This window comes from Agromyces sp. NPDC057865 (assembly GCF_042796995.1).
Taxonomy (GTDB): Bacteria; Actinomycetota; Actinomycetes; order Actinomycetales; family Microbacteriaceae; genus Agromyces.
Window position 1 is genome coordinate 95,712 of the sequence record NZ_JBHVMJ010000001.1, and the last position, 26,098, is coordinate 121,809.

Below are 26,098 nucleotides of genomic sequence, written 5' to 3' on the forward strand. Positions count from 1 at the left end.
TCACGACGCCATGGGGGAACACCGGTGAAGGCGCCCGTCTCCACGTACCGCATCCAGGTGCGGCCGTCGTTCGATCTCGATGCCGTCGCCGGCATCGTCGACTACCTGCACGACCTCGGCGCGGACTGGGTGTACCTCTCACCGCTGCTCGAGTCCGAGGCCGGCTCCGACCACGGCTACGACGTGGTCGACCACTCACGGGTCGACGCCGCGCGCGGCGGCCCCGAGGCGCTCGAGCGTGCGGCCGCCGCCGCGCACGGGCACGGCATGGGCGTGCTCGCCGACCTCGTCCCGAACCACGTCGGCGTCGCGACGCCCGCGGCGATGGCGTGGTGGTGGGACGTGCTGGAGAACGGCCGGGGGTCGCGGTACGCCGAGGCGTTCGACATCGACTGGGACTTCGGCGGCGAACGGCTGCGGATCCCGGTGCTGGGCGGCGCCGACGACTTCGCCGCGCTGCGGCTCGTCGCGGCGGCGGACGGCGAGGGCTTGGAGCTGCGCTACTGGGATCACTGGTTCCCCGTGGCATCCGGCACCGCGGAGCCCGGCGACGACCCCATGGCCGTCCACGACCGACAGCACTACGAGCTCGTCGACTGGCGGCGTGCCGACTACGACCTGAACTACCGGCGCTTCTTCGCCGTGAACACACTCGCGGCGATTCGCGTCGAGGTGCCGTGGGTCTTCGACGAGAGCCACGTCGAGGTGCTGCGCTGGCTGCGCGACGGGCTCGTCGACGGGCTCCGGGTCGACCACCCCGACGGGCTGCTCGACCCGGGCGCGTACCTGGAGCGGCTCGCGGAGCGCACGTCGGGCGCGTACGTGCTCGTCGAGAAGATCCTCGAGGGGCCCGAGCGGATGCCCCCGGGCTGGCCCACCGACGGCACCACCGGGTACGACGCGCTGGCCGACCTCGACCGCGTGCTCGTCGATCCCGCGGGCGAGGCACCGCTCACCGCGCTGGACACGAGGCTGCGCGGCGGGGAACCCGTCGACTGGGGGGAGATGATCCACGGCACCAAGCGCGTGATCGCCGACGGGATCCTGCGCTCGGAGGTGCTGCGGCTCGACCGCACGCTCGTGGATGCGGTCGCCGAGCCCGTCGAAGCGAACCCCGCGTCCGTCCCTTCGACGAGCTCAGGGACCCCACCCTCGCTCGCTGAGCCCGTCGAAGCGAGCTCAGGGACCGTCGCCGACGCAGTCGCCGAACTGCTCGCGTGGTTTCCCGTGTACCGGTCGTACCTGCCGTTCGGCGTCGAGCACCTGCACGAGGCCGCGGAGCGGACCGTGCGGCACCGGCCCGACCTCGGCCCGGTCGTCGAGCGCCTGCTGCCGATCCTGTCGGATCCGGGGCATCCGGCAGCCCGGCGGTTCCAGCAGACGAGCGGCATGGTCATGGCGAAGGGCGTCGAGGACACCGCGTTCTACCGCTACACCCGGCTCACGAGCCTCACCGAGGTGGGCGGCGACCCGGCCGAGTTCGCGATCGGGGTCGACGAGTTCCACGCGCGGTCGCGCGACCGGCACGAGCGGATGCCGCGGTCGATGACCACCCTGTCGACGCACGACACGAAGCGCGGCGAGGACGTGCGGGCCCGGCTCGACGTGATCGCCGAGGTGCCGGGCGAGTGGAGCGCGATCCTCGACGAGCTGCGCGAGCTGGCGCCGCTCGGCGACGGTCCCCTCGAGCACCTGCTCTGGCAGGCGATCGTCGGCGCGTGGCCGGCGAGCCGGGAGCGCCTGCACGCGTACGCCGAGAAGGCCGCACGCGAGGCCGGGAACTCGACCACGTGGTACGAGCCCGACGCCGCGTTCGAGGCACGGATGCACGCGCTCGTCGACGCCGTGTTCGACGACGAGCGCGTCGCCGCGCTCGTCGGCCGGGCTGTGGCCCTGCTCGAGGCGCCGGGCTGGTCGAACTCGCTGTCGGCGAAGCTCATCCAGCTCACGGCGCCCGGCGTGCCCGACGTCTACCAGGGCAGCGAGCTCTGGGAGCAGTCGCTCGTCGACCCCGACAACCGGCGTCCGGTGGACTTCGACCTGCGCCGGCGCATCCTCACGATGCTCGACGCGGGCGCACTCCCCCAGGTCGGAGCGGGCGGGGCCGCGAAGCTCCTCGTCACGAGCCGAGCCCTGCGCCTGCGCCGAGATCGGCCCGACCTGTTCGGCGACTACGTCCCGCTCGCGGCATCCGGTGGCGCTGCCGATCACCTGATCGCGTTCGACCGCGGCGGCGCCATCGCGTTCGCGACCCGGCTGCCCGTCGTGCTCGCCGCCCGCGGCGGCTGGGGCGACACCGTGATCGACATCGGCAGCGCGCCCGTGGTCGACGTGATCACCGGGCGACGGCACGCCGGCGGTGAGTTGCGGGTCGCCGAGCTGCTCGATCGCTACCCGGTGGCGTTGCTCGCCGAGGAGGGAGGCACCGCATGAGCGCGGCCGACGTGAACGCCCCGACCGAGTTCCGCGTGTGGGCGCCCCGAGCCGAGCGGATGACGCTGCAGGTCGATGGGGCGCGGCATCCGATGACCGCCGAAGCCAGAGGCTGGTGGCGCGCCACGGCCTCGGGGCACGACTACGGCTACCTCATCGACGACGCGGAGACCCCGCGCGCCGACCCGCGCTCGCGCTGGCAGCCCGACGGGGTGCACGGCCTCTCGCGCGTGTTCGACCCGGGCGCTCACGAGTGGCAGGACGCGGCGTGGACCGGCCGCCAGCTCGCGGGCGGGGTGATCTACGAGCTGCACCTCGGCACGTTCACGCCCGAGGGCACGCTCGACGCGGCGATCGAGCGGCTCGACCACCTCGTCGAGCTCGGCGTCGACTTCGTCGAGCTGCTGCCGGTCAATGCGTTCAATGGCGAGTGGAACTGGGGCTACGACGGCGTGCTCTGGTACGCCGTGCAGGCGTCCTACGGCGGGCCGGCGGCCTACCAGCGCTTCGTCGACGCCTGCCATGCCCGGGGGCTCGCGGTGATCCAGGACGTGGTCTACAACCACCTCGGCCCGAGCGGCAACTACCTGCCCGAGTTCGGTCCCTACCTGCACGAGGGGCGCTCGAACACTTGGGGCGCGTCGCTCAACCTCGACGGCCCGGACTCCGATCACGTGCGCGAGCACATCATCGGGAACGCGCTGATGTGGCTCGACGACTACCACGTCGACGGGTTGCGGCTCGATGCGGTGCACGCGCTGGTCGACCACCGCGCCGTGCACCTGCTCGAGGAGCTCGCCGAGCGGGTCGACGCGCTGTCGGCGCACGTGCGCCGACCTCTGACGCTCATCGCCGAGAGCGACCTCAACGACCCGCGGATGGTCCGACCGCGCGAGGCGCACGGCTACGGGATCACGGCGCAGTGGAGCGACGACTTCCACCACGCGGTGCACGTGGGGGTCTCGGGCGAGACGGTCGGCTACTACGAGGACTTCGCGCCGCTGGACGCGCTGCGCGAGGTGTTCGAGCGCGGGTTCTTCCACGCGCGCACGACGTCGACGTTCCGCGGCCGGGTGCACGGGCGGGCGCTCGACGAGGTCACGCCGGCGTGGCGGCTCGTCGTGTTCGACCAGGACCACGACCAGGTCGGCAACCGTGCGACGGGCGATCGGCTCGCGGCATCCGTGGACGACGGCGGCCTCACGATCGCGGCCGCGCTCACGCTGCTCTCGCCGTTCACGCCCATGCTGTTCATGGGCGAGGAGTGGGCGGCGACCACGCCGTGGCAGTTCTTCACGTCGCATCCCGAGCCCGACCTCGGCCGGGCGACCGCCGAGGGCCGCATCGCGGAGTTCGAGCGCATGGGCTGGGACCCCGCGGTCGTGCCCGACCCGCAGGACGCCGAGACGTTCCGCCGCTCGAAGCTCGACTGGGGCGAGCCGTATCCCGGCGCCGACGCTGCCGCGAGCCGTCACACGCGGATGCTGCGGTGGTACCGATCGCTCATCGCGTTGCGTCGCTCGCGACCCGAGCTCACCGACCCGCGGATGCCGCTGACCCGCGTCGAGGTCGACGAGGAGGCGCGCACCGTGCTCGTGCACCGCGGCGCGCTCGTCATCGCGGTGAACCTCGGTCCCGCGGGCGCGGCGACGACGCTCGCCGGACGCGTGCTGCTGCACTCGGGCGAGCTCGCGGGCGACCACGTCCCCGACACGGCCGACGCGCTCGTGCTGCCGGCGCGGTCGGTCGTGGTGGTCGATACCGCGGACCTCGCGGGTTGAGGAACTCCGCGGGTTGAGGAGCGCCGGCGGAGCCGACGCGTCTCGAAACCTGCCGCGACGGTTAGCGGTTCAAGGACACCCACCCCGGGTTCGAATGCAGGAACTTCTCGGCGTTCGGCGGCGGGTCGCACGTCAGCGCGCGGCGTGTCGGCCGGAAGTTCCTGCATTCGGCGCGGACGGTACGGGACCAGCGAATCCGGTTACCGGATCGAGAAGTAGCTCACCGAGCCACCGCCGTTGGCGAGGGCGGTGTCGACGTCCCAGTAGTCGGCGTCCTTCGTGTGGCCGCCGACCCAGACCTTCGTGCCCGCATCGGTGTGCTCGACGCGCGTGACGACGGCGGTGTGGTCGCGGTCGCCCGAGTCGTCCCAGTCGAACTGGGCGATGTCGCCGACCTTGACTTGCGAGCGCTGCGAGTCGTCGAGCTCGGTCGCCCGGTCGGTGCGGGTCCGGAGGTAGTCGCGCAGGGCCGTGGAGCTCGCCCAGCTCGGCGACATCGCGCCGCTGCCGTCGAGGTACCAGCCGCCGTCCATCGTCCAGCCGCGGGCGACGAGCGACTGGCTCGCGAAGTTCGCGCAGTCGTAACCGTCGATGACCGGGTACTGGTCGGTGTTGTAACTGCTCCAGTAGGCGAGCACGTAGGCGACCTGCGCGTCGATGCCGGGGTCGCTCGTGTAGGTGAGGGTGAGCGTCCGGGGCGTGGTCGGCGCCGCGGCGACGGGCTGGCCGGTGAGGGCGCCCTCGAGCGGCTGCACCACGGAGGTGCCGGCGGCGACCACGGCGGTCGGCATCTCGACGTCGATGGGCTGGCCCGCGGCATCCGCGAAGTGCACCTCGGCCGTCGAGCCCGTCGCGGTGTCGGCGACGGCCGGCACGGCGAAGGTGACCTGGCCGTCGTCGGCCGACACGATGCTCGCGGCGGTGTCGCCCACGCTGACGGCGGCGACCTCGTCGAGTTGCTCGCCCGTGACCGTCACCTGCGTGCCACCGGTGAACGGCGCCGAGGTGACGGAGAGCTCGCCCGTGACGGACGGTCCCTCGTCGACCTGCGGCGCGGGCTCGGCGGCGATCGTGTCGGTCGGGGTCGCGTGGTCGGCCGCGGTCGCCGAGACCACGGTGTCGGGCGACGCGTCGTCGTTCGCGGCCGCCGCGACGGCGCCGAGCGCGGTCACGCCCATGATCGCCGACGCGCAGCTGAGGGCGACCGTGCGGCGGAACGCGGCGCCCGGCGTGCGACGGTTGCGCACGCGCTCGGCGCGGTGGCGCGGGCCCTTCGGGCTCAGACGGGGCTCCGTCGTCAGCTCGGGCTCGTCTGCGGCGGCGGGCTCGAGCGCGGCCGTCGGCTCGGTCGCGTCGGCGGTTGCGTCGGCATCTGCTGCGAGGACGTCGAGGGTCGCGTCCGGCTCATCGGCCTCACCGAAGCGGACGGTGCTGGTCGCGTCCTGCTCGGCCTCGATCGCCGGCTCCTCGGGAGCGGGGATCGCGTCGAACTCGGAAGCCGCACCCGGCTGCCAGTCGGCGCCGAGTTCGACCGTCACGGTCTCGGTCGGGTCGATGGCGCCGATCGCCGCCGCGACGTCGTCAGGGGTCGAGGGGGCGCGGAAGGTGGTGCGGAAGCGCACGGGAAGTTCAGGGGTATCGGGGGTCTTTGGCACAGCGAGGATCCGGGGGTGTCGGCATTAAGGGGGACACGACAGCCCACCACGCGTGTTTGTGAGGAACCCTCTCGCTTACTGGGAGAAGCGTGAGAGCGCGATCACGACCATGATTCGGCATTGGGCGCCGCATGCGGCCACGGCGCCGCGTCCACAACCACGAGGAATCCTCGCGAGGGACCCACCGACCCTACGCCCGGCTCCCTGAACGGTCGCTGGGATTCCATGCGTGCGCATCGGATGGACTGGTGGTCGGCCCACCGGATTCCCGTTCAGCCGGTGGAATCCCGATCCGCCGGGGTTCCAGCGCACGGGTGGGATTCCGGCGCACGGGTGGGACCCGGGAGAAGGGGCTCAAGGCCCAAGACGTCAGGCAGTCGCCTGGCGGCCGATCATGCGCAGGCGCAGCGCCGCGATCGCGAGCGGCACGAGCACGAAGATCGCCACCACGTTGACGGCCGCGAACCCGCCGACGCCGAGCACGACGCCCGAGATCGCGGCCGCGCACGCCGCGGCGACGTTCATCGCGGCATCCGTCGCGCCCTGCAGCGGCACCCGGATGCGCTCGTCGACCGTGGTCGTGAGCAGGGTGGACCCGCCGATGAGGCTGGCCGACCAGCCGAGGCCGAGCAGGCCCAGCGCGAGCGGGAGCAGGAGCACGTCGTCGGGCGGGGCGAGGATGCCGATGACCGTGGCCGTCACGAGGATCGCGGCGCCGATGCCGATGACCCGGATCGAGCCGATGCGGTCGGACAGCCACCCCATGATCGGGCTCGCTCCGTACATGCCGAGGATGTGGATGCTGATCACCACGCCGACGAGCGACAGCGACAGGCCGTGCTCGGACATGTGCACGGGCGTCATGACCATCACGCAGATCATCACGGTCTGCGAGCAGACGATCGCGAGGATCGCTACGAGCGCCCGCGGTTCGCGCACCGCGATCCGCAGCGCCTGCCACGAGCCGACGCGCCGGGCCGGTGGAGCGGTCGTGACGGATGCCTCGCTGTCGACGGGTGCCGCAGCGGCCGCGGGCGTGGCGGCGGGGTCGACCGCGGCGGCCTCGGTCGCGGCATCCGCCGATGCCGATGTCGCCGGCTCGACCGGACCCGGCTCGCTCGCGACATCCGGCGTCGCAGTGGGGTCGATCGCGAGGTGACCCGCCTTCGGGATGCGCAGCAGCGTGGCGACGAGCACCGTGGACGTCGCGAACGCGACCGCCGAGAACACGAACGGGCCCACGAGCGGCGGGAGCCCGATGGCCTGCCCCACGGAGTCGCCCGTCTGCGAAAGCAGCGGCCCGGCGACCGACCCGATCGTGGTGGCCCACAGCACGAGCGACATGGAGCGCGCCTCGAAGCCCGGCACGGCGACCTCGGTCGCGGCGAAGCGGGCCTGCAGGCTCGCGGCCGCGGCCGCACCGAACGCGGCGAGGCCGAGGAAGACGAGCGGGGCGAAGGCGCTCGCGGCCGCGACGATCACGATCACGGCTCCGATGAACGCGAGCGCATAGCCCGTCGCCAGCGCGACGTGGCGGCCGGATCGCACGGCGAGCTTGGCCAGCGGCACCGCGACGATGGCGGCGCCGAGCACGCTCGACGACTGCGCCAGCCCGCCCATGGCGAGGGCGCCCGTGAGGTCGGTGGTCAGGATCGCGGCGAGCGCCATGCCCGTCGCCACGCCCACGCCGGCGAGCAGCTGGTTGACGATGAGCACCGCGAGCCCGAGGCCGCGCCGCGGCATCCGCGTGCCCTCGGCCGTCGTCGCAACGGTGCGAGCGGTCATCGGATCAGCCGTAGTCGGGAGCTGCCGGGAGGCCGAAGAACTCCTCGAGCGTGGTCACGCCGGTGTCGCGCATCTCGGTGGCGAGCTCGACGCCCACGTAGCGGAAGTGCCACGGCTCGAAGCTGTAGCCCGTGACGGGGGTCTTGTCGGCGGGGTACCGCAGGATGAACCCGAACCGGTACGCGTTGTCTCGCAGCCAGGCGCCCTCGGGCGTGTCGGCGAAGCAGACGTCGAGCGAGCACTCCCCCGACAGCGGGCCTATGTCCATGGTGAGCCCGGTCTGGTGCTCGCTGTACCCGGGCCGGGCGGTCGTGGTGTCGTCGCCGTCGTAGACGTTCTCCTGCGAGGAGTACGAGCGGTAGGCGCTGTTCGACGCGAGCTCGAGGCCGGCCTCGGCGTACGCCGCGTCGAACATCGCGACCACGGCGTCGGACGCGACCTGGCGCAGCTCGGGCTCGTTCGTATAGTCGACCGGGACCTCGACGAGATCGGGCGGCTCGAAGTCCTGCGGGTTGACGGGCCGGAGCTTGTTGACCACGACCCAGATGCTGTTCGGGTCGTCGATCGAGTTCGCCGCGCGGTTGAACGTGTCGACGCTGGCCGGTGCGGGCGCCTCACCTGGCGACGGACGCGGCGTGGGCGTCTCCGTCTCCTCAACGGCCGTCGACGAGTCGTCGCCCGACGACGGGAGTCCGGTCACGTAGCCGATGACCATCACCGCGATCGCCAGCAGGACGAGGCTCAGCGACCCCGCGATGACGAGCCGACGGCGCTGTCGCACCTGGTCGGACGGTCCTTGCCGCTGGCTCGAAGACACCCGACGAGTCTACGCCGCGGATGCCGCGCAGCCTGAGCGTGCGCCGGAGGGCCGGCCGCGCCGAACGTCCCGTTTCCCGACTGGCCGCCCACCCAGCGACCGGCCCCGAGCGGCGCATCCCCACACCGGAATACATCACGGCTCGATAACGAAACGCTTTCGTGAGAGCGCTCTCTTGACATTCGTGAGAGCGCTCTCGTAGCATCTCGTCTTGCATCGTGAGAGCGCTCTCACCCTCGGTGGAGCGCGCCTTCACGTGACCATTCCGAACCCACCATCCACACGCACACAAGGGAGTGACCGTGAAGCTTTCACGACGCACCACGGTGATCGCAGCCGCCGCAGGCGCCGCCTCGATCGCCATCATCGCCGCCGGCTGCGCGCCGGCGTCCGACTCCGGCTCGGACGACGGCGGCAAGGTCGAACTGACCGTCGCGACGTTCAACGACTTCGGGTACACCGACGAGCTCCTCCAGGAGTACATGGACGAGAACCCGAACGTCACCGTCGTGCAGAACAAGGCGGCAACGTCGAACGACGCTCGCGCGAACTACTTCCAGAAGCTCGGCAAGAAGGGCCTCGCCGACGTCGAGGCCATCGAGGTCGACTGGCTGCCCGAGGTCATGCAGTACTCCGACCTGCTCGCCGAGGTCCCCTCCGGCACCGCCGACCGCTGGCTCGACTGGAAGGTCGACGCCGCCACCGACGCCGACGGCCGCCTCATCGGCTATGGCACCGACATCGGCCCCGAGGGCGTCTGCTACCGCTCCGACCTCTTCGCCGCGGCCGGCCTCCCCACCGACCGCGAGTCGGTCGCCGCCCTGCTCGAGGGCGACTGGGCCAAGTACTTCGAGGTCGGCGCGCAGTACACCGCCGCCACGGGCAAGGCCTGGTTCGACTCGGCCGGCGGCACCTACCAGGGCATGGTCAACCAGGTCGAGGCGGCCTACGAGGACCCCGACTCGGGTGACATCACCGCGACCGACAACGCCGAGGTCGAGGACATCTACAACCAGGTGCTCGACGCGAGCGCCACGCAGTCGGCCCACCTCGGCCAGTGGAGCGACGACTGGTTCGCCGGCCTCTCGAACGGCGCCTACGCGACCATGCTCTGCCCGGGCTGGATGCTCGGCGTCATCTCGGGCAACGCCGAGGGCGTGACCGGCTGGGACGTCGCGAACGTCTTCCCGAACGGCGGCGGCAACTGGGGCGGCTCGTACCTGACCGTCCCCGCCAACGGCGCGCACGTCGAGGAGGCCCAGAAGCTGGCCGACTGGCTGACCGCTCCCGAGCAGCAGATCAAGGCGTTCGTCAACGCGGGCACCTTCCCGAGCCAGAACGACGCGTACAGCGACGAGGCCCTCACCGGCTTCGTGAACGAGTACTTCAACAACGCGCCGGTGGGCCAGATCTTCACCGACCGTGCGAAGGCCGTCTCGGTCGCGCCGTTCAAGGGTGCGTTCTACTTCCAGATCAACGACGCGATGCAGAAGGCCCTGACCCGTGTCGAGGACGGCACGCAGGACAAGCAGGCCTCGTGGGACCAGTGGGTCTCCGAGGTCGAGGCCATCGGCTGACCTGAGGCGACGCCTCGCGTGGCGGGTCGGGCACGTCCCGGCCCGCCACGCCCCTCGCACCCGACCGGAACGCAAGGAACCACCGTGACCACGACTGCAACGACCGAGACGGCCCCGCCGTCCTCCCCGAGCCCCGACCCGGCTCGGCCCGATCGACCCCGACGCGAGCCGCGACGCATCGCGTTCGGGCACCGGCTCAGCCGGTGGGACCTGAAGCTGTCGCCGTACCTCTACGTCTCGCCGTTCTTCATCCTCTTCATCGTCGTCGGCCTGTTCCCCATCGCGTACACCGCGGTCATCTCCTTCATGGACTGGGACCTGGTGCGGAACTCCGGCGAGTTCATCGGCTTCGACCAGTACGTCTACGTGCTCACGCAGCCGAAGTTCTGGATCGCCCTGCGCAACACGTTCAGCATCTTCCTGCTCTCGAGCATTCCGCAGCTGATCCTCGCGATCTTCATCGCCGCGATGCTCGACCAGAACATCCGCGCGAAGACCTTCTGGCGCATGGGCGTCCTGCTCCCCTACGTCATGGCGCCCGTCGCCGTGGCCCTCATCTTCAGCAACATGTTCGGCGACAAGTACGGCCTCGTGAACACGACGCTCGCCGACCTCGGCATCCCGCCGATCATGTGGCACAGCGACGCCTTCGCCAGCCACATCGCCATCGCCACGATGGTGAACTTCCGCTGGACCGGCTACAACACGCTGATCCTGCTCGCGGCCATGCAGGCGATCCCGCGCGACTACTACGAGGCCGCGGCAATCGACGGCGCGTCGAAGCTGCGACAGTTCTTCGCGATCACCGTGCCGAGCCTGCGCCCGACGCTCATCTTCGTGATCATCACGTCGACCATCGGCGGCCTGCAGATCTTCGACGAGCCGCGCATGTACGACCAGTACGGCACGGGCGGCGCCGACTCGCAGTGGCTGACCATCACGCTGTACCTCTACGACATCGGCTGGGGCCAGTGGAACTTCGGTCGCGCCGCCGCCCTCGCGTGGATCCTCTTCCTCATCATCCTGGCCATCGGCATCATCAACCTGCTCGTCACCCGGCGGGTGGTGCGCGACGAGGGCTCGCGCGGCAGCCTCGGCCGCCGCGAGCAGCGCGCCGCCGCCCGTGCGGCCCGGCGCGACCTGCGTCGTGCGACCTCGTCGGGCACGCTCGCGGATGCCCCGGCCCCCACCATCGACACCCAGGAGGCCGCGCGATGAGCGTCCTGAACCCCGCACCCCTCGCCGTCGTCGAGGAGGGCATCCCGAACGCCTCCACCCAGCGCCGGCGTCCCCGCCGCGTGCAGGGCTCGCGTCCCGGCTGGTTCGTCTACACGAGCCTCGCCATCGTCCTCGGCGCGGCGATCTTCCCCTTCTACTGGTCGTTCCTGATCGGCTCCGGGGATGCCTCGACGATCCGCGACCCGAACATGTCCTGGCTGCCCGGGGGCAACTTCCTCGAGAACGCGGCATCCGTCATCAACGACCCGGCCGTGAACTTCTGGCGCGCGCTGTGGAACTCCATCTACAGCTCGGCGCTCATCGCGGCATCCGTCGTCTTCTTCTCGACGCTCGCCGGCTGGGCGTTCGCGAAGCTCCGCTTCCGCGGCTCGAAGTGGCTGCTCGTCTTCGTGGTCGCCACGATGGCCGTGCCGACGCAGCTCGGCGTCGTGCCGCTGTACATCCTGTTCAGCGACCTCGGCTGGACGGGGAACATCGGGGCGATCATCATCCCGGCGCTCACCAGCGCCTTCGGCGTGTTCTGGATGACCCAGTACCTGCAGCAGGCGGTGCCCGACGAGCTCATCGAGGCGGCCCGCGTCGACGGCGCGAGCTCGTTCCGCACGTTCCTGACGGTGGGCCTGCCCGCCGCGCGGCCCGCCGCCGCGATGCTCGGCCTGTTCACGTTCGTCTCGGCGTGGAACAACTTCTTCTGGCCGTTCATCGTGCTCGACCGCAACGACCCGACCCTGCCCGTCGCGCTCTCGCTCCTGCAGTCGAACTACTTCGTCGACTACTCGATCGTGCTCGCCGGCGTGCTGCTGTCGACCATCCCCCTCCTCATCCTGTTCGTGTTCGCGGGCAAGCAGCTCGTGAGCGGCATCATGGCGGGAGCCGTGAAGGGATGACCATCGAACTCCGAGAGGACCGCACCGCCGTGACCGACGTGGCCGCATCCACCATCGCCCCCGCACGCGCCTTCCCCGCCGACTTCCTGTTCGGCACCGCGACCGCGGCCTTCCAGATCGAGGGCGCCGCGTTCGAGGGCGGCCGCACCGCGTCGATCTGGGACGCGTTCTGCCGCGTGCCCGGTGCCGTGATCAACGGCGACACGGGCGACGTCGCGTGCGACCACTACCACCGGATGCCGCAGGACGTCGCCCTCATGAAGGACCTCGGCCTGCAGACCTACCGGTTCTCCACCTCCTGGTCGCGTGTGCGGCCCGACGGCGGGCCGGTGAACCCGACGGGCATCGACTTCTACTCGCGGCTCGTCGACGAACTGCTCGGCGCCGGCATCAAGCCGTGGCTCACGCTCTACCACTGGGACCTGCCGCAGGCGCTCGAGGAGCGCGGCGGCTGGGCGAACCGCGACACCGCGGAGCTCTTCCGCGACTACGCGCTCTCGATGCACGACGCGCTCGGCGACCGGGTCGACGTCTGGACGACGCTCAACGAGCCGTGGTGCTCGTCGTTCCTCAGCTACACGGGCGGCGCGCACGCGCCGGGCCGGCAGGATGTCGCGGCCGGCCTCGCGGCGGGTCACCACCTGCTGCTCGCCCACGGGCTCGCGGTGCAGGCGCTGCGCGAGCGCGACCCCGGACTCGAGCTCGGCATCACGCTGAACCTCGCCCCGGTGCATCCGGTCGACCCCTCGGATGCCGGCGACGTCGACGCCGCCCGCCGCATCGACGGGCAGTTCAACCGCTTCTTCCTCGACCCGATCTTCCGCGGGGCGTACGCCGACGACCTGCTCGCCGACGTCGGCCCGCTCGGGCTCGACGCGGTCGTGCGGCCGGGCGACCTGGAGGTCATCTCGACGCCCATCGACACGCTCGGCGTGAACTACTACCACGGCGAGCACGTCAGCGCCCGGCCCGCGCCGGTCGCGCTCCAGGGCAGTGCGCCGACCGATCGGCCGACGCGGTCGCCGTTCCCCGCCGCGGAGGGCGTGCACTGGCACCCGCAGGGCCTGCCGACGACGGCGATGGACTGGGAGGTCGAGCCCGATGGCCTGCGCGAGCTGCTCGTGCGCGTGCATCGCGAGTACGCGGATGCCGCCGGCGTGAAGCTCTACGTCACCGAGAACGGCGCCGCCTACGACGACGCCGTCGCCGCCGACGGCGCGGTGCACGACGCGGAGCGCGCGGAGTTCCTGCGCGGACACCTCGGGGCGATCCTCGACGCGATCGACGAGGGAGCGCCCGTGCGCGGCTACTTCTACTGGTCGCTGCTCGACAACTTCGAGTGGGCCTGGGGGTACGACAAGCGCTTCGGGCTGGTGCGGGTCGACTACGACACCCAGGTGCGCACCGTGAAGGACAGCGGGCTCGCGTACTCGGCGATCATCCGCGACCGGGCGCTGCCGGGTCGCTGACCCGGCATCCGGGCCTCCGCGACACGTGCGGAGGCCCGTGATTCCGCGGTAGACCGCGCGAGACCCGCGACGCAAGGCGGCGCGGGAAACGACCGCGCGGAAATAGACTGACTGACATGCAGGGGGGTGGTGGCATCAAGACACGACCCACCGCGCCGACCCTCGAAGAGGTCGCGCGCGAGGCCAACGTCTCGCGTGCGACCGTCAGCCGGGTCGTGAACGGCTCCCCCAAGGTCAGCCCCGACGTCGTGACCGCCGTCAACGCGGCGATCGCGAAGCTCAACTACGTGCCGAACCGCGCCGCGCGCTCGCTCGCGAGCCGCACGTCGGGGGCGATCGCGCTCATCGTCCCCGAGGACACCACCATGTTCTTCGGCGACCCGTACTTCGCGGCGATCGTGCAGGGCATCACCCGGCGGCTCGACGAGAGCGAGTTCCTGCTCAACCTGCTCGTCGCGTCGACCGATCCGAGCCACAAGACGCTGCGCTACCTGCGCTCGGGCGTCGTCGACGGCGCGCTCGTCATCTCGCACCACGAAGGGGACGACCTGCAGCGGGAGGCCGGGCTGGCGCTGCCGCTCGTGTTCGGCGGACGCCCGTCGCAGGCGGGCGACCACATCTTCGTCGACGTCGACAACGTCGAGGGCGGGGCGACGGGGACGTCGCACCTCGTCGACATCGGCCGGCGACGCATCGGCACGGTCTCGGGCCCGCTCGACATGCCCGCCGGCGTCGACCGCCTCGAGGGCTATCGTCGGGCGATGGATGCCGCGGGCATGCCGTCGGACGCATACGAGGTCGCCGACTTCACCGCGGCCGGCGCGATGGAGGCGACCCGCCGCCTGCTCGATCGGTTCCCCGATCTCGACGGCCTCTTCGTCGCGAGCGACCTCATGGCGGTCGGCGCGTTCGCGGCACTCGCCGAGCGCGGACGCTCGGTGCCCGACGACGTCGCGGTGGTCGGCTTCGACGACAGCCCCGCGGCGCTGTCGGGCCCGACCCCGCTCACGACCGTGCACCAGCCGTCGGAGCAGATGGGCTTCGAGATGGCCGATCTGCTGCTGCGCCACCTCGGCGGCGACGCCGACGTGCCGCACCGCAACATCATGCCGACGCACCTCGTGAAGCGCGAGTCGGCCTAGCGCCCGAGCGGTACCCCGCCGGATGAGTGCGACGCGCACGCACACCGAGATCACAGGCGCCACCCACGTGCCTCGGAGGCCGCCTCCGTAGCGTGGGGACGATGGTGCAGCAGATCGCGCGCCGGGACGCGTCGGTCGACGTGGTCCGGATCCTCGCGATCGTGGCCGTCGTCGCTGGTCACGTCTGGTTCGATCCTGCCGCGCGGCTGGCGACCTATACCTGGCAGGTGCCGGTCTTCTTCGTGCTGAGCGGCTATCTCGGCTCCACGTCGCCCGGTTCCCTCGGCGCGTTCGTGCGGCGGCGCGCCCGTTCGCTGCTCGTGCCGTACGCGGCCTGGCTCCTCATCATCGGCCTCCTGCTCGGCACGATCCGCCAGCCGCTGCGCGTGCTCGAGGGCGGCGCCGGGATGCCGCACGGGTTCACCGCGTTCTGGTTCGTGACGGCGTTCTTCGTCGCGCTCGTCGCGGCTGCCGTGATCGAGCGGATGCCGCTGGCCGCCCAGTGGGCCATCGCCCTCGCCCTGGTCGGCGCGGGCTGGCTGGCCGGACCCCTCATCGCGCTCGTGCCGCTCTCGGCGGGGATCGGCCTGACCTGCGTCGTGTTCGTCGTGGCGGGGCGCACGCTGCGTCGCGTGCGCGACCTCCTTCCGCGGCCGGCCCTCACCGGGGTGGTCATGCTCGCCGCGGCCGTCGGGCTCGTCGTGTCGGGCGCCTCGGCGCCGCTCGACCTCAAGCAGGGCGACTTCGGCACGCCCGTCGTCAGCGTCGTGACGGCGCTCCTCATCTCGTGCGGGCTCATCCTCGTCGCCCGGCGCGCGTTCGCGAACCTCGGCGAGCGCGCCGGCTCCGTCGTGTCGCGGCTCGCGCTGTGCGGGTTCGCGGTCGTGCTGACCCACGCCGCGGTGCTCTACGGGATGCACAAGCTCGGCGCGTCATCCTGGATCGCGTTCGCGGTCGCGATCGTGGTGCCGTGGGCGATCGCCATGGTGCTCCTGCGCACGCCGCTGGCGCCGGTGCTCTGCGGGGTCCCCCGCTCAGCCGGCGGACGCGGGGACACCCACCTCGAACCGCACGCCCGCGATGCCCGCGAAGCGCGCCCGCATGACCTCGATCGCCTCGGGGTTCTCGTCGACGAGCACGAAGCGCCGGCCGAGGGTCGCGGCGACCGCGCCCGTCGTGCCTGACCCGGCGAAGAAGTCGAGCACCCAGTCGCCCTCGCGCGTCGACGCCTGCACGATGCGCCGGAGGATGCCCTCGGGCTTCTGCGTCGGATAGCCCGTCTTCTCGCGTCCGGTCGGCGACACGATCGTGTGCCACCACACGTCGGTGGGCAGCTTGCCGAGCTCGGCCTTCTCGGGCGTCACGAGCCCCGGCGCCATGTACGGCTCGCGGTCGACCGCGGTCGAGTCGAACCAGTACCGGTCGGGGTCCTTCACGTACACGAGGATCGTGTCGTGTTTCGTCGGCCAGCGCCGCTTGGCCTTGGCGCCGTAGTCGTAGGCCCACACGATCTCGTTGAGGAAGCACTCCCGGCCGAACAGCGCGTCGAGCAGCACCTTCGCGTAGTGCGCCTCGCGGTAGTCGAGGTGCAGGTAGAGCGTGCCGTCGTCGGCGAGCACCCGCCACGCCTCGGCGAGCCGTGGCTCGAGGAACCCCCAGTAGTCCTCGAAGCGGTCGTCGTAGCGCAGCAGGTCGCCGCGGATCCGCTCGTACTGGCGGCCCTGGAAGCCCGTGATGGTCGAGACACCCCCCGAGCTCGTCGAAGAGGGCGCGTCCGCCGCATCGCGCGCGGCATCCGACCCGGTCACCCGTACGTGACGGGTGGACTGCCGCGCCTGCGGTCGGCCGGTGTTGAACGGCGGATCGAGGTAGACGAGGGTGAAGGCGCCGTCGGGCAGCGACGGCAGCACCGCGAGGTTGTCCGCGTGGATGATGCGGTCTTGGTCGTCGGATGCCACGGGCACCAGTCTGCCAGCGACGCCTGTCCCCGGTGGTCGAGGAGCGCCCGACGGAGTCGGACGCGTCTCGAGACCCGAGCCTCCCCTCAGTGCACGTGCACGTGCGCGTCGGCCGCGCCGCCTCCGACCGCCACGGGATCCTCGGCGACGGGCGCCCCCACCGCCTCCGCGACCGCACCCGCCGAGTGCACGACCCGACCGCCGACGACCGTGACCTCGGCGTGCTCCCCGAGCAGTCCCGCGGGATCGTGCTCGTGCCGGTACAGGTCGTTCGACCAGACGACGAGGTCGGCATCCATGCCGGGTGCGAGACGCCCGCGCGACCCCTCGAGGTGCCACGCCCGCGCGCCGTGCACGGTGTACGCCTCGAGCGCGCGATCGAGTCCGACGCGCTCATCGGCCGTCCACGCGTCGTGGCCGTCGAGCCCGGCGCGAGTCGCCGCCGAGTACAGCCCGACGAGCGGATCCATCTCCCCCACCTGCCAGTCGCTCGAGAACGCGACGGTCGCGCCCGAGCGCAGCAGGCTGTCGAACCGCCACGCGCGGTTCCAGCGCTCCTCGCCCACGTTGTCCATCCAGGTGCCCGCCACGAGATCGGGCGAGCAGTGCCGCGGCTGCATCGCCGCGGTCACGCCGAGCGCGCGAAAACGCGGCAGGTCGTCGGGGTGGAGGCACTCGACGTGCACGATGCCGTGGCGGCGGTCGCGCGTGCCGTTGACGCGGGCGGCGTGCTCGATCGCGTCGAGGGCGAGGCGGATGCCGCCGTCTCCGGTCGCGTGGGTGTGGGTCTGGAAGCCCATCCGGTCGAGCTCCCCGATGACGCCGACGAGCTCGCGGTCGGGGTAGCTGGGGCGACCGCGGACGCCCGGCCGGTTCGCGTAGTCCTCGAACATCAACGCCGTGTGCGGCTCGATCACGTCGTCGGCGTACAGCTTCAGCGGGCCGAGGCGCAGGAGGCCCGCGGCATCCGGAGCGGCGGCCGCCCGGTCGACCGCGTCGCGCAGCCGGCGCCGGAACGCGGCATCCGCCCCCACCGGGTGGAACAGCGCGGTGATCACCCGCGACGCGAGCACGCCCTCGGCGAGCGCACGCTCGAAGAGCGGCAGCTCGGCCAGCGGCACCTGCGGCTCGACGACGGTCGTGATGCCGAGCGCGGTCGCCATGCGCATGCTCGAGCGCAGCTTGCGGTAGCGGCGTTCGGGCGAGTACATCGGGATGTCGCGCTGCAGCGCCGCGAGCCCCGCGACGGTCATCGCACTCGTGTAGAAGTCGGTCACCCACCCGGTCGGCTCGCCCGTCGCCGGATCGCGTTCGGGCCGGCCCCAGGCGAGGTCGCCGCCGTCGGCGACGCCGAGTGCACGCAGCGCCGCACGGTTGAGCCAGACGGAGTGCTGGTCGTAGGTCGTGACGAACACCGGCCGGTCGGTGAGCCCGTCGAGGTCCGCCGCGTTCGGACGCCGGCCCTCGACGATCGAGTAGACCGCGTTCTCGGCACAGATCCAGTCGAGGTCGGGCCGGCGCGCGGCGAACCCCGAGATGCGGCGTCGCACCTCCCCGAGGTCGTGCGCGCCCTCGAGCGAGACGGCGTCCTCGTCGAAGCCCAGCAGCAGGTGGTTGTGGCTGTCGATGATGCCGGGGGTCACGAGCCGGCCGTCGGCCTCGATGCGTCGGCGCGCGTTCGGGGCATCCGCCGCCGGCCCCACGTAGGCGATGCGCTCGTCGACGATGCCGACGGCCTCGGCCCACGGCACATCGGGATCGAACGTGCGCACGCGGGCGCCGGTGATCAGCGTGTCGAGCATCATGCCGAGAACTCCTCGTCGTCGTCGCCGTGCAGCAGGTGGAGCGCGGCGGGGCTGCGTCGCAGATAGAGCGCGTAGTAGGCGAATCCGGCGCCGACGATGCCGAACGCGATCCCCAGGCTGAGCCACTGGGCGGGGTCGAGGATGCCGATGACGAAGATCGCCCCGATCGACAGCAGCGCGATCGCCGGCGGCAGCGGCCACAGCGGCATCCGATAGCCACCGGTGCGTGCGGATGCCACGGCAGTCGCGTCCCGGTCGGCGGATGCCGCGGCATCCGTCGCACCCCGACGCCGCACCACGAACGCGGCCAGCGCGATGAACCCGTAGCTGAACGCGAGCGTCGAGCCGGTGGCGTTCAGGAGCACGTCGAACGGGATGAAGCACGCGGCGAGCGCGAGCACGCCCATGACGATCGTCGCGGCGACGGGCATCTTCGTGCGCGCCGACACCACCGCGAGCGGCCGTGCGATCGCGGCGGGCAGCGCCCGGTCGCGGGCCGCGGCGAACAGGAGGCGGCCCGACTGCAGCGCGATGGCGATGATCGCGTTGACGATCGCGAGCGCGATGGCCACGAGCACCACGACGGAGACCGCCTCGCCCGCATTGGCCGAGAGGAACGACTCGACGGGCAGCGCCGCGCCGAAGAGGTCCTCGAGCGAGTCGGCGCCCATCAGGATCGCCGTCAGCGGCACGAGCTCGGCGAGCACCGTGATGCCGGCGCTCCAGAGCACGGCCTTCGCGATCGCCCGGCGCGCGTCCTTCGTCTCCTCGGCGAAGTACACCGCGCCGCCGTAGCCGTTGTACGAGAAGATGCCCTGCGTCACGGCGAGCACGAGCCCGGCGATGCCGAGCGGCGCGAGTCCGCCCGTCGCGGCGTCGAGCGCCTGCGGGTCGAGCAGGTCGGTGATCGGGCGCTCGACGTGCACGAACCCGAGCAGGGCGAGCAGGGCGAGCGCGGCCATCTCCACGAACAGGAACGCGCCGGTGACCCAGGCGTTCGTGCGGATGTTGAAGCACGCGGTCACGACGGCGAGCGCGATGACGATGAGCGCAGTCGCCAACGGGTCGAGCCCCGCGATCGCGACGCCGAGGTAGTCCGCGACGCCGAGGGCGAAGATCGCGACGATGAGCGGCAGGCTCACGAGGCCGATGAAGAACACGGCCGCGCCGGCCGCCGGGCCGAGCACGCGGCTGACGAGCGAGTAGTCGCCGCCGGCGATCGGATGCCGCGAGGCGAGCTCGGCGTAGCAGACCGCGATCAGGATGCTGATGACGCCGGCGAGCAGGAAGCCCCAGAAGACACCGGTGCCGTAGCCGGCGAGCGCGGCGCCGCCGAGGATGAACACGCTCGACGCGGGCGAGATGCCCGAGAGCGTGATGAGGACGTTGCCGCCGACGCCGAGCGATCGCGAGAGGTGCGCGCCGTGCGTGGTGGTCGACGCCGTGTCGAGCGTAGGTGCTGGTCGGTTCAGGGCCATGGGAGGTCTTCCTCGGTCGGGGGTCCGAAGTCCCGCGTGAATTCTTCGACATCAGTGTCGAAGAATGCCGAGGAGTCTGACACGACCGGTCGGGTAGTGTCAACACATGGCACGACCGAAGCGGCAGGAAGCGCGTCGTGCCGCGCTCATCGAGGCGACGTATGCCGCGGGGCGCATGCACGGGCTGCGGTCGCTCTCGCTCACGGATGTCGCGGAGCAGGCCGGGCTCAGCCGGGGCGCGGTGCTCTACTACTACGAGGACCTCGACGCCCTGCTCGTCGAGGCGCATGCCGCGGGCGTCGAGCGCTTCTGCGACGAGCGCGACCAGCTCGTCGCAGAGCTCGACGACCCGCGCGATCGGCTCGGCGCGGCCATCGAGGGCGGGCTCCCCACCGGACCCGACGACGCGCTCATGAGCCTGCTCTACGAGTTCGACGTGCTCGCGGGCAACTCCGAGCTGCACGACGAGCTCGTGCAGACCATGTACCTCCGCCAGCTCGCGACCTACCGCGGCATCCTCGCCGCCGGCCGCGAGGCGGGCGTCTTCGCGCCGCGCCTCGAGGACGACGAGCTCGCGATGACCTTCGTCGCCCTCGAGGACGCGTACGGACTGCACATCGTGGGCGGCAACGCCCTCATGACGGTCGAGGTCGCCGCGGCGGCCATGCGTGCGGTCGCACGCGACCTCGGCTGCCCGACGAGCAGCCCCCCGGTGGTCGAGTAGCGCCCGACGCACACCGCCCGGTGGTCGAGTAGCGCCCGACGCAGGAGCCTCCGGTGGTCGAGTAGCGCCCGACGCACACCCGCCCGGTGGTCGAGTAGCGCCCGACGCAGTCGGACGCGTATCGAGACCCGCCTACTGCGCCCCAGGAATCGAGACCGATCACGAGGTCTCGATACGCTCCTTCGTCGCTACTCGACCACCGAAGGTGCCGGCACCGCCCCCGCGAGCTGCGACCGCCGGCGCGGAGTCCAGCCGGGACGCGGCACCGCGGCGACCAGCGTCCGCGTGTATTCGTGCGCCGGGCGATCGAGCACCTGGCGCGTGTCGCCCTCCTCGACGACGACGCCCTGCTCCATGACGATCACGCGGTCGGCGATCTGGTTGACGACCGCGAGGTCGTGCGTGATGAAGAGGTAGCTCACCGGGCGCTGCGCCCGCAGGTCGGCGAGCAGGTTGAGGATCTGCGCCTGGATCGACACGTCGAGCGCGGCGACCGCCTCGTCGAGGATGACGAGCCGCGGGTTCGCCGCCAGCGCGCGGGCGATGGCCACGCGCTGGCGCTGGCCGCCCGACAGCTCGTGCGGCAGCCGGTCGGCGAACCCGTCGCCGAGGCCCACGTCGTCGAGGAGGGCCTCGACGACGAGTCGGCGATCGGCGCGCGAGAGCTCGGGGCGGTGGATCCCGACGGACGTGTCGACGACGGCGCCGACGCGCTGACGCGGGTTGAGCGACGAGTACGGGTCCTGGAACACGTACTGCACCTCGCTCGCCCACCGTGCCCGGTCGCGATGCCGGGTCGGCGGCCGGCCGCGCTCCACGCCGTCGATCGCGATGGTGCCCGAGGTCGGCCGCTCGAGGCCGACGACCGCCTTGGCGACCGTCGTCTTGCCCGAGCCCGACTCGCCCACGATGGCAAGGCACTCGCCCGGATGGACGTCGAGGTCGATCCCGTCGACGGCGACGACGGGATCGCCGCCGCGCACGGGCGACGGGTACTCCTTGCGGAGCTGACGGACGGACAGGACCGGGGTGGCGTTCATGCGATGCTCCTCGCCTTCAGCTGCTCGTGGGTCGTGCGGTTGTAGCGGAGCACGGGCAGGCGCTCGGCCCGCACGTCGATGCCTGGCCGGGCGGCGAGCAGCTCCTTCGTGTACGGATGCCGCGGATCCTCGGCCACGTGCGGCCCCTCCTCGACGATCTCGCCCGCGTACATCACGGCGATCCGGTCGCAGCACGCGGCCGCGAGCTCGAGGTCGTGCGTGATGAACAGGAGGGCGAGCCCGCGCTGGGCGCGCTGCTCCTCGAGGATCGCCATCACGTCGGACTGCGCGGTCACGTCGAGCGCGGTGGTCGGCTCGTCGGCGAGCAGCAGTCGCGGTTCGGCGAGCAGCACCGACGCGATGAGCACGCGCTGCAGCAGGCCGCCCGAGAGCTGGTGCGGGTACTGCCGCAGTCGCTGGCCCGGATTGCGGACGCCGACGTCCGCGAGCAGGGCGACCGCCCGCTCCTCGGCCTCAGCGCGCGAGACGCCGCGCGTCGTGCGGAGCGCCTCGGTGAGGAAGTCGTCGACGCGGTGCACCGGATTGATGTGCGCCCGCGGGTCCTGGAAGATCATGCCCACCTCGCGGCCGCGGAACCGCCGCAGCTCGTCGCGGCCCATGCCGAGCACGTCGCGGCCGTCGTGCGAGATCGATCCGCCGACGCGGAACGACGCGGGCAGCAGCCGCATCACCGTGCGGGTGGTCAGCGACTTGCCCGAGCCCGACTCGCCGACGAGCGCGACCGCTTCGCCGGCACCGACGCCGAGGCTCACGCCGTTCAGCAGGCGCTTGGATCCGGCTCGCGCCGGGGTCTCGACCGTGAGGTCGCGGATGGAGAGCAGCGGCTCGGTCATTTCGGGCTCCTTGCCGAGGCGGTGAGACGGTCGCCGATGACGGTGACGCAGAGGACGATGAGGACGATGAGCGTGCCCGCCGCGGCGGACTCCATGAAGAACCCGCGCAGCACGCTGTCGAAGCCGCTCTTCACCATGAGGCCGAGGTCGGCCGTCGGCGGCTGCACCCCGAGGCCGAGGAACGAGACCGCGGCGAGGTCGATCACCGCGAATCCGAGCGCCGAGACCGCCTGCGCGACGATGAGCGGCGTCAGGTTCGGCAGCAGCTGCCGCGTGGTGATCGCGCCCCCGCGCTGGCCCTGCAACCACGCGGCGGAGACGTACGGCAGGCTCCGCTCGCGCAGGGCGGCGCCGCGCACCACGCGGGCCACGTACGGGATGTACGCGATCGTGAGGCCCGCCACGACGGTGCCGAAGCTCGGACCGAACAGGGCGACCGCGATGAGGGCGAACACGACGCCGGGCACCGCGAACATCACGTCGAGGACCCATGAGATCCCGGCATCCGTCCTGCCTCGGAACCAGGCGGCCGTCAGGGCGAGTGCGGTGCCGACCAGCGTCGACAGCACGATGACGATGCCGGGCCCGACGATCGTGAGGCGTGCGCCCCACATCAGCCGCGAGAGGATGTCGCGGCCGAGCGCGTCGGTGCCGAGCCAGTGCGCGGCGCTGGGTGAGGCGAGCACGTTCAGCAGGTCGGGCTCGTCGGGGTCGTACGGGGCGATCCACGGTGCGAGCGCCGCGACGAGGATGATGACGCCGAGCACGACGGCGGCGGTGACGCCGACGGTGCCGAGGCGGTCGACGAGGCCCGAGCGCCGACGCGTCGTCGCGCGGAACGCGGGCAGGGCGGTGGTGGTGAGCACGGACTGGCTCATGCGGTCCTCCCGAGAGCGATGCGCGGGTCGATGACGCTGTAGAGCACGTCGACCACGGCGTTGATGATGACGAAGCCGAAGACCATGACGAGCACGACGGCCTGCACGACCGCGAAGTCCCGCTGCAGGATGGCCTTCACGAGGAGCGACCCGAGCCCGTCGATCGCGAACACGTTCTCGACGACGACCGCGCCGGCGATGAGCGAGGCGATGGTCAGGCCGAGCACGGTGGTGATCGGGATCAGCGCGTTGCGCAGGATGTGCCGGCGGATCACGACCTGGCGCGGGAGCGCCCGCGCGACCGCCGTCTGCACGTGCTCACGGCCGCGCTCCTCGTCGACCGACGCGCGGGTGATCCGGACCAGGTACGCGGCGCCGCCGACGCTGAGCGCGATGGCGGGCAGCGTCAGGTGGTACACCGTGTCGAGCCCGCCCGAGCCGCTCCCGAACACGGGGAACCAGCCGAACGCGACGGCGAAGACGCTGATCAGGGCGACGCCGATGACGAACACGGGCGTCGACAAGGCGACGGAGGCGAGCGACGAGATCGTGCTGCCGGTCGCGCCGCCGCGCAGCGCGGCGGTCGTGCCGAGCACGATGCCGACGATCGCGATCACGACAGCGGCGATCGCCACGAGCGCCGCGGTGGTGCCGATGCGCCCGTCGATCATGTCGGAGACGTCCTGCCGGTAGACGATCGACTGGCCGAAGTCGCCGTGGAGCACGTCGCCCAGCCAGGCGACGTACCGGGCGAGGAACGGCTCGTCGAGGTGGTACTTCTCGGTCACCGCGGCGATCTGCTCCGGCGTCCCGCCGCGCGGGCCGAGCAGGAACGACAGCGGCGTCCCGGGCGCGAGGTAGAGCAGCCCGAACACGAGGAACGACGTGACGAGCAGCACCAGGAGCAGGCTGCCGAGGCGCTTCAGCGCGTAGACGGCGATGTTCACTTCGACTCCGTTCCGCCGATGGTCGCGGCCCACGGCTGGTAGAGGTAGGCCATGGAGGCCGTGGCACCCGAGACGCGGGCGTTCTGCACGAGGATCGTCGGCAGCGAGACCAGCGGCGTCCACGGCACGTCGCGCGTGACGGCCGCCTGGATGTCGATGACCTTGCGCGCCCGCTCGGCCGGGTCGAGCGTGGCGATCGCCTCGCCGACCTGGTCGCTCACCTCGTCGTAGGCGCCGTAGTTGTTGTAGCCGTCGGCGACGAACATCGTGTACGCCTCGAGCGGGTCGGGGAAGTTGCCGTATCAGGTGGTGAAGAACCCGTCGAGGCCCTCGCGTGCGGTCGGGTCGTTGTACAGGTTGCCGAACTGCTCGACCGGGATCACCTTGGTGCGGATGTCGAGGCCGAGCTTGCGTCCGGCGGCCTGGATCACGTTCGCCGTCTGCTCGTGCACGGCCGAGCTGCCCTGGATGCCGATCACGATCGGGTCCTGCGGGCCGGCCTCCTCGAGCAGGGCCTTCGCGCGCTCGACGTCGGTGTCGACGTCGAACTCGTCGTACGCGGCGGCGAACGCCTCCTCCTCGTAGCCCCAGTAGTCGGGGCCGGCGAGGGACGGCGTCGGCAGCGCGGCGCCCTGGAGCACCACGTTCGCGATCGCCGTGCGGTCGATGATCGCCGAGAGCGCCTGGCGCACGCGCACGTCGGCCATCGGACCGGTGTCGTTCGCGCCGATGAGCGCGAAGAACACGAGCGACTCCCCGTAGTCGAGCGTGAGCGCGTCGTCGTTCTGCAGCTGGATGAGGCCGGCGGGCGGCAGGTAGAAGTACTGCCCGTCGATCTCGCCGCTGCGCAGCGCGTTCACGGCGGTCGACTCGTCCGCGATGAAGCTGAACTCCACGCGCTCGGCCTTCGGGCGGAGCGCGTCGTCCCAGTACGCGTCGTTGCGCTCGATCACGAGGTCGCGGCCGGGCTCCCACGACGCGAAGCGGAACGGCCCGGTGCACATCACGCCGGTCTGCGGCGTGCCGTACGCCTCGCCGGCGTCTTCGGTGAACGCCTGTTCCGAGATCGCGCCCGCGGCCGTGGCCATCGCCTGCTCGAACAGGGCGTCGGGCTCGGTGAACCGCACGGTCACCTCGAACGGGCCGGTGGCCTCGATCGACGCGACCTTGCCGTAGTACCCCGCGAAGTACGAGCCGTTGTCGGGGTCGAGCTGGCGGTTCAGGCTGTACGCGACGTCGTCGGCCGTCATCGGGCTGCCGTCCCAGAACTCGACGTCGTCGCGCAGCTCGTAGACCTGGGTCAGGTCGTCGGGCTCGTCGACCCGCACGGCCAGGCCGGGCTCGGTCTCGAGGTCGGGCGTGAGCCGGAGCATCGACTCGCAGAGGTTGGCGATGACCGTGTTCTCCGCGTAGTTGAACGAGCGCATCGCGTCGATCGAGAACGGCTCGTAGGGCAGGTTCCAGCGGAGCTCGTCGAGCTCGCCGGGGCCCGGCGGAGTGGTGGTCACGAGGTCGGACCGGTCGATGGCGGTGCCGTACGGATCGGCGCCGGGCAGCGAGCATCCGGCCAGCGCGACGACGACGGCCGTGGCGACGAGCGGGATGACGGCTCGGGGGGCATGCATCTGG

20 protein-coding genes and 1 pseudogene are annotated in these 26,098 nt (G+C 71.7%); 9 read left to right on the forward strand and 12 right to left on the reverse strand.

The annotated features are described in order from the left end of the window. Positions 1-24: 24 nt before the first annotated feature. Positions 25-2,433 (forward strand): malto-oligosyltrehalose synthase, encoded by a 2,409-nt coding sequence (treY, locus tag ACFVN5_RS00430; RefSeq protein WP_376952653.1) that lies wholly within the window; start codon positions 25-27, stop codon positions 2,431-2,433. After that, the gene (gene treZ / locus ACFVN5_RS00435; RefSeq protein ID WP_376952654.1) at positions 2,430-4,214 is read left to right on the forward strand and encodes a malto-oligosyltrehalose trehalohydrolase; all 1,785 of its coding nucleotides are present in this window, start codon (positions 2,430-2,432) and stop codon (positions 4,212-4,214) included. Before treY ends, treZ begins: the two co-directional genes overlap by 4 nt. Positions 4,215-4,414: 200 nt before the next feature. Here the strand turns inward: treZ and ACFVN5_RS00440 are convergent, their stop codons facing one another. The 3 genes from ACFVN5_RS00440 to ACFVN5_RS00450 form a co-directional block, all read right to left on the reverse strand. Next, a complete protein-coding gene (locus ACFVN5_RS00440) occupies positions 4,415-5,869 on the reverse strand; it encodes an amidase domain-containing protein (RefSeq protein WP_376952655.1) in 1,455 nt (484 codons plus the stop codon). Positions 5,870-6,238: 369 nt separating this feature from the next. After that, positions 6,239-7,654 (reverse strand): MFS transporter, encoded by a 1,416-nt coding sequence (locus tag ACFVN5_RS00445; RefSeq protein WP_376952656.1) that lies wholly within the window; start codon positions 7,652-7,654, stop codon positions 6,239-6,241. 4 nt (positions 7,655-7,658) lie between these two features. Continuing rightward, positions 7,659-8,471 (reverse strand): M15 family metallopeptidase, encoded by an 813-nt coding sequence (locus ACFVN5_RS00450; RefSeq protein WP_376952657.1) that lies wholly within the window; start codon positions 8,469-8,471, stop codon positions 7,659-7,661. 296 nt (positions 8,472-8,767) lie between these two features. Between ACFVN5_RS00450 and ACFVN5_RS00455 the strand changes: the two genes are divergently transcribed. From ACFVN5_RS00455 to ACFVN5_RS00480, 6 genes and pseudogenes are all read left to right on the forward strand, one after another. Beyond that, the gene (locus ACFVN5_RS00455) at positions 8,768-10,048 is read left to right on the forward strand and encodes an ABC transporter substrate-binding protein (RefSeq protein WP_376952658.1); all 1,281 of its coding nucleotides are present in this window, start codon (positions 8,768-8,770) and stop codon (positions 10,046-10,048) included. A gap of 84 nt (positions 10,049-10,132) precedes the next feature. Beyond that, on the forward strand, positions 10,133-11,266 hold the full coding sequence (locus tag ACFVN5_RS00460) for a carbohydrate ABC transporter permease (RefSeq protein WP_376952659.1): 1,134 nt from the start codon (positions 10,133-10,135) through the stop codon (positions 11,264-11,266). Beyond that, entirely contained in the window at positions 11,263-12,174 is a 912-nt protein-coding gene (locus ACFVN5_RS00465) for a carbohydrate ABC transporter permease (RefSeq protein ID WP_376952660.1), read from the forward strand. Before ACFVN5_RS00460 ends, ACFVN5_RS00465 begins: the two co-directional genes overlap by 4 nt. Beyond that, positions 12,171-13,643, forward strand: coding sequence for a GH1 family beta-glucosidase (locus tag ACFVN5_RS00470; protein ID WP_376952661.1), 1,473 nt, complete (start codon positions 12,171-12,173; stop codon positions 13,641-13,643). The genes ACFVN5_RS00465 and ACFVN5_RS00470 overlap by 4 nt, the downstream gene beginning before the upstream one ends. A 116-nt stretch (positions 13,644-13,759) precedes the next feature. Next, entirely contained in the window at positions 13,760-14,785 is a 1,026-nt protein-coding gene (locus ACFVN5_RS00475) for a LacI family DNA-binding transcriptional regulator (RefSeq protein WP_376952662.1), read from the forward strand. 101 nt (positions 14,786-14,886) lie between these two features. Next, a pseudogene (locus ACFVN5_RS00480) lies at positions 14,887-15,765 on the forward strand (acyltransferase family protein); the annotation flags it as partial. A 54-nt stretch (positions 15,766-15,819) separates the two neighbouring features. On the opposite strand, the gene ACFVN5_RS00485 reads toward ACFVN5_RS00480, so the two are convergent. The 3 genes from ACFVN5_RS00485 to ACFVN5_RS00495 form a co-directional block, all read right to left on the reverse strand. Further along, positions 15,820-16,743, reverse strand: coding sequence for a DNA-methyltransferase (locus ACFVN5_RS00485; RefSeq protein ID WP_376952663.1), 924 nt, complete (start codon positions 16,741-16,743; stop codon positions 15,820-15,822). Between the two features lie 86 nt (positions 16,744-16,829). Further along, complete coding sequence (locus tag ACFVN5_RS00490; RefSeq protein ID WP_376952664.1) at positions 16,830-18,548, reverse strand: amidohydrolase; 1,719 nt, start codon at positions 18,546-18,548, stop codon at positions 16,830-16,832. Beyond that, the gene (locus ACFVN5_RS00495) at positions 18,545-20,026 is read right to left on the reverse strand and encodes an APC family permease (RefSeq protein ID WP_376952665.1); all 1,482 of its coding nucleotides are present in this window, start codon (positions 20,024-20,026) and stop codon (positions 18,545-18,547) included. Before ACFVN5_RS00495 ends, ACFVN5_RS00490 begins: the two co-directional genes overlap by 4 nt. 106 nt (positions 20,027-20,132) lie before the next feature. Here ACFVN5_RS00495 and ACFVN5_RS00500 point away from each other — a divergent pair, with 106 nt between their 5' ends. Beyond that, positions 20,133-20,750 carry a TetR/AcrR family transcriptional regulator gene (locus ACFVN5_RS00500; RefSeq protein ID WP_376952666.1) on the forward strand — a complete coding sequence of 206 codons (618 nt, stop codon included), beginning with the start codon at positions 20,133-20,135 and terminating at the stop codon, positions 20,748-20,750. A gap of 188 nt (positions 20,751-20,938) precedes the next feature. Here the strand turns inward: ACFVN5_RS00500 and ACFVN5_RS00505 are convergent, their stop codons facing one another. From ACFVN5_RS00505 to ACFVN5_RS00530, 6 genes are read right to left on the reverse strand one after another with little or no spacing between them, the layout of a single operon-like run. Then, positions 20,939-21,790, reverse strand: coding sequence for an ABC transporter ATP-binding protein (locus ACFVN5_RS00505; protein WP_376952667.1), 852 nt, complete (start codon positions 21,788-21,790; stop codon positions 20,939-20,941). After that, positions 21,787-22,644 (reverse strand): ABC transporter ATP-binding protein, encoded by an 858-nt coding sequence (locus ACFVN5_RS00510; protein ID WP_376952668.1) that lies wholly within the window; start codon positions 22,642-22,644, stop codon positions 21,787-21,789. The genes ACFVN5_RS00505 and ACFVN5_RS00510 overlap by 4 nt, the downstream gene beginning before the upstream one ends. Further along, positions 22,641-23,522: an ABC transporter permease gene (locus ACFVN5_RS00515; RefSeq protein ID WP_376952669.1), complete on the reverse strand. Its 882-nt coding sequence runs from the start codon at positions 23,520-23,522 to the stop codon at positions 22,641-22,643. The genes ACFVN5_RS00510 and ACFVN5_RS00515 overlap by 4 nt, the downstream gene beginning before the upstream one ends. After that, positions 23,519-24,469 (reverse strand): ABC transporter permease, encoded by a 951-nt coding sequence (locus tag ACFVN5_RS00520; RefSeq protein WP_376952670.1) that lies wholly within the window; start codon positions 24,467-24,469, stop codon positions 23,519-23,521. Before ACFVN5_RS00520 ends, ACFVN5_RS00515 begins: the two co-directional genes overlap by 4 nt. Beyond that, entirely contained in the window at positions 24,466-24,735 is a 270-nt protein-coding gene (locus tag ACFVN5_RS00525; RefSeq protein ID WP_376952671.1) for a hypothetical protein, read from the reverse strand. Before ACFVN5_RS00525 ends, ACFVN5_RS00520 begins: the two co-directional genes overlap by 4 nt. A gap of 36 nt (positions 24,736-24,771) precedes the next feature. Next, complete coding sequence (locus ACFVN5_RS00530; protein WP_376952672.1) at positions 24,772-26,094, reverse strand: ABC transporter substrate-binding protein; 1,323 nt, start codon at positions 26,092-26,094, stop codon at positions 24,772-24,774. Positions 26,095-26,098: the final 4 nt, after the last annotated feature.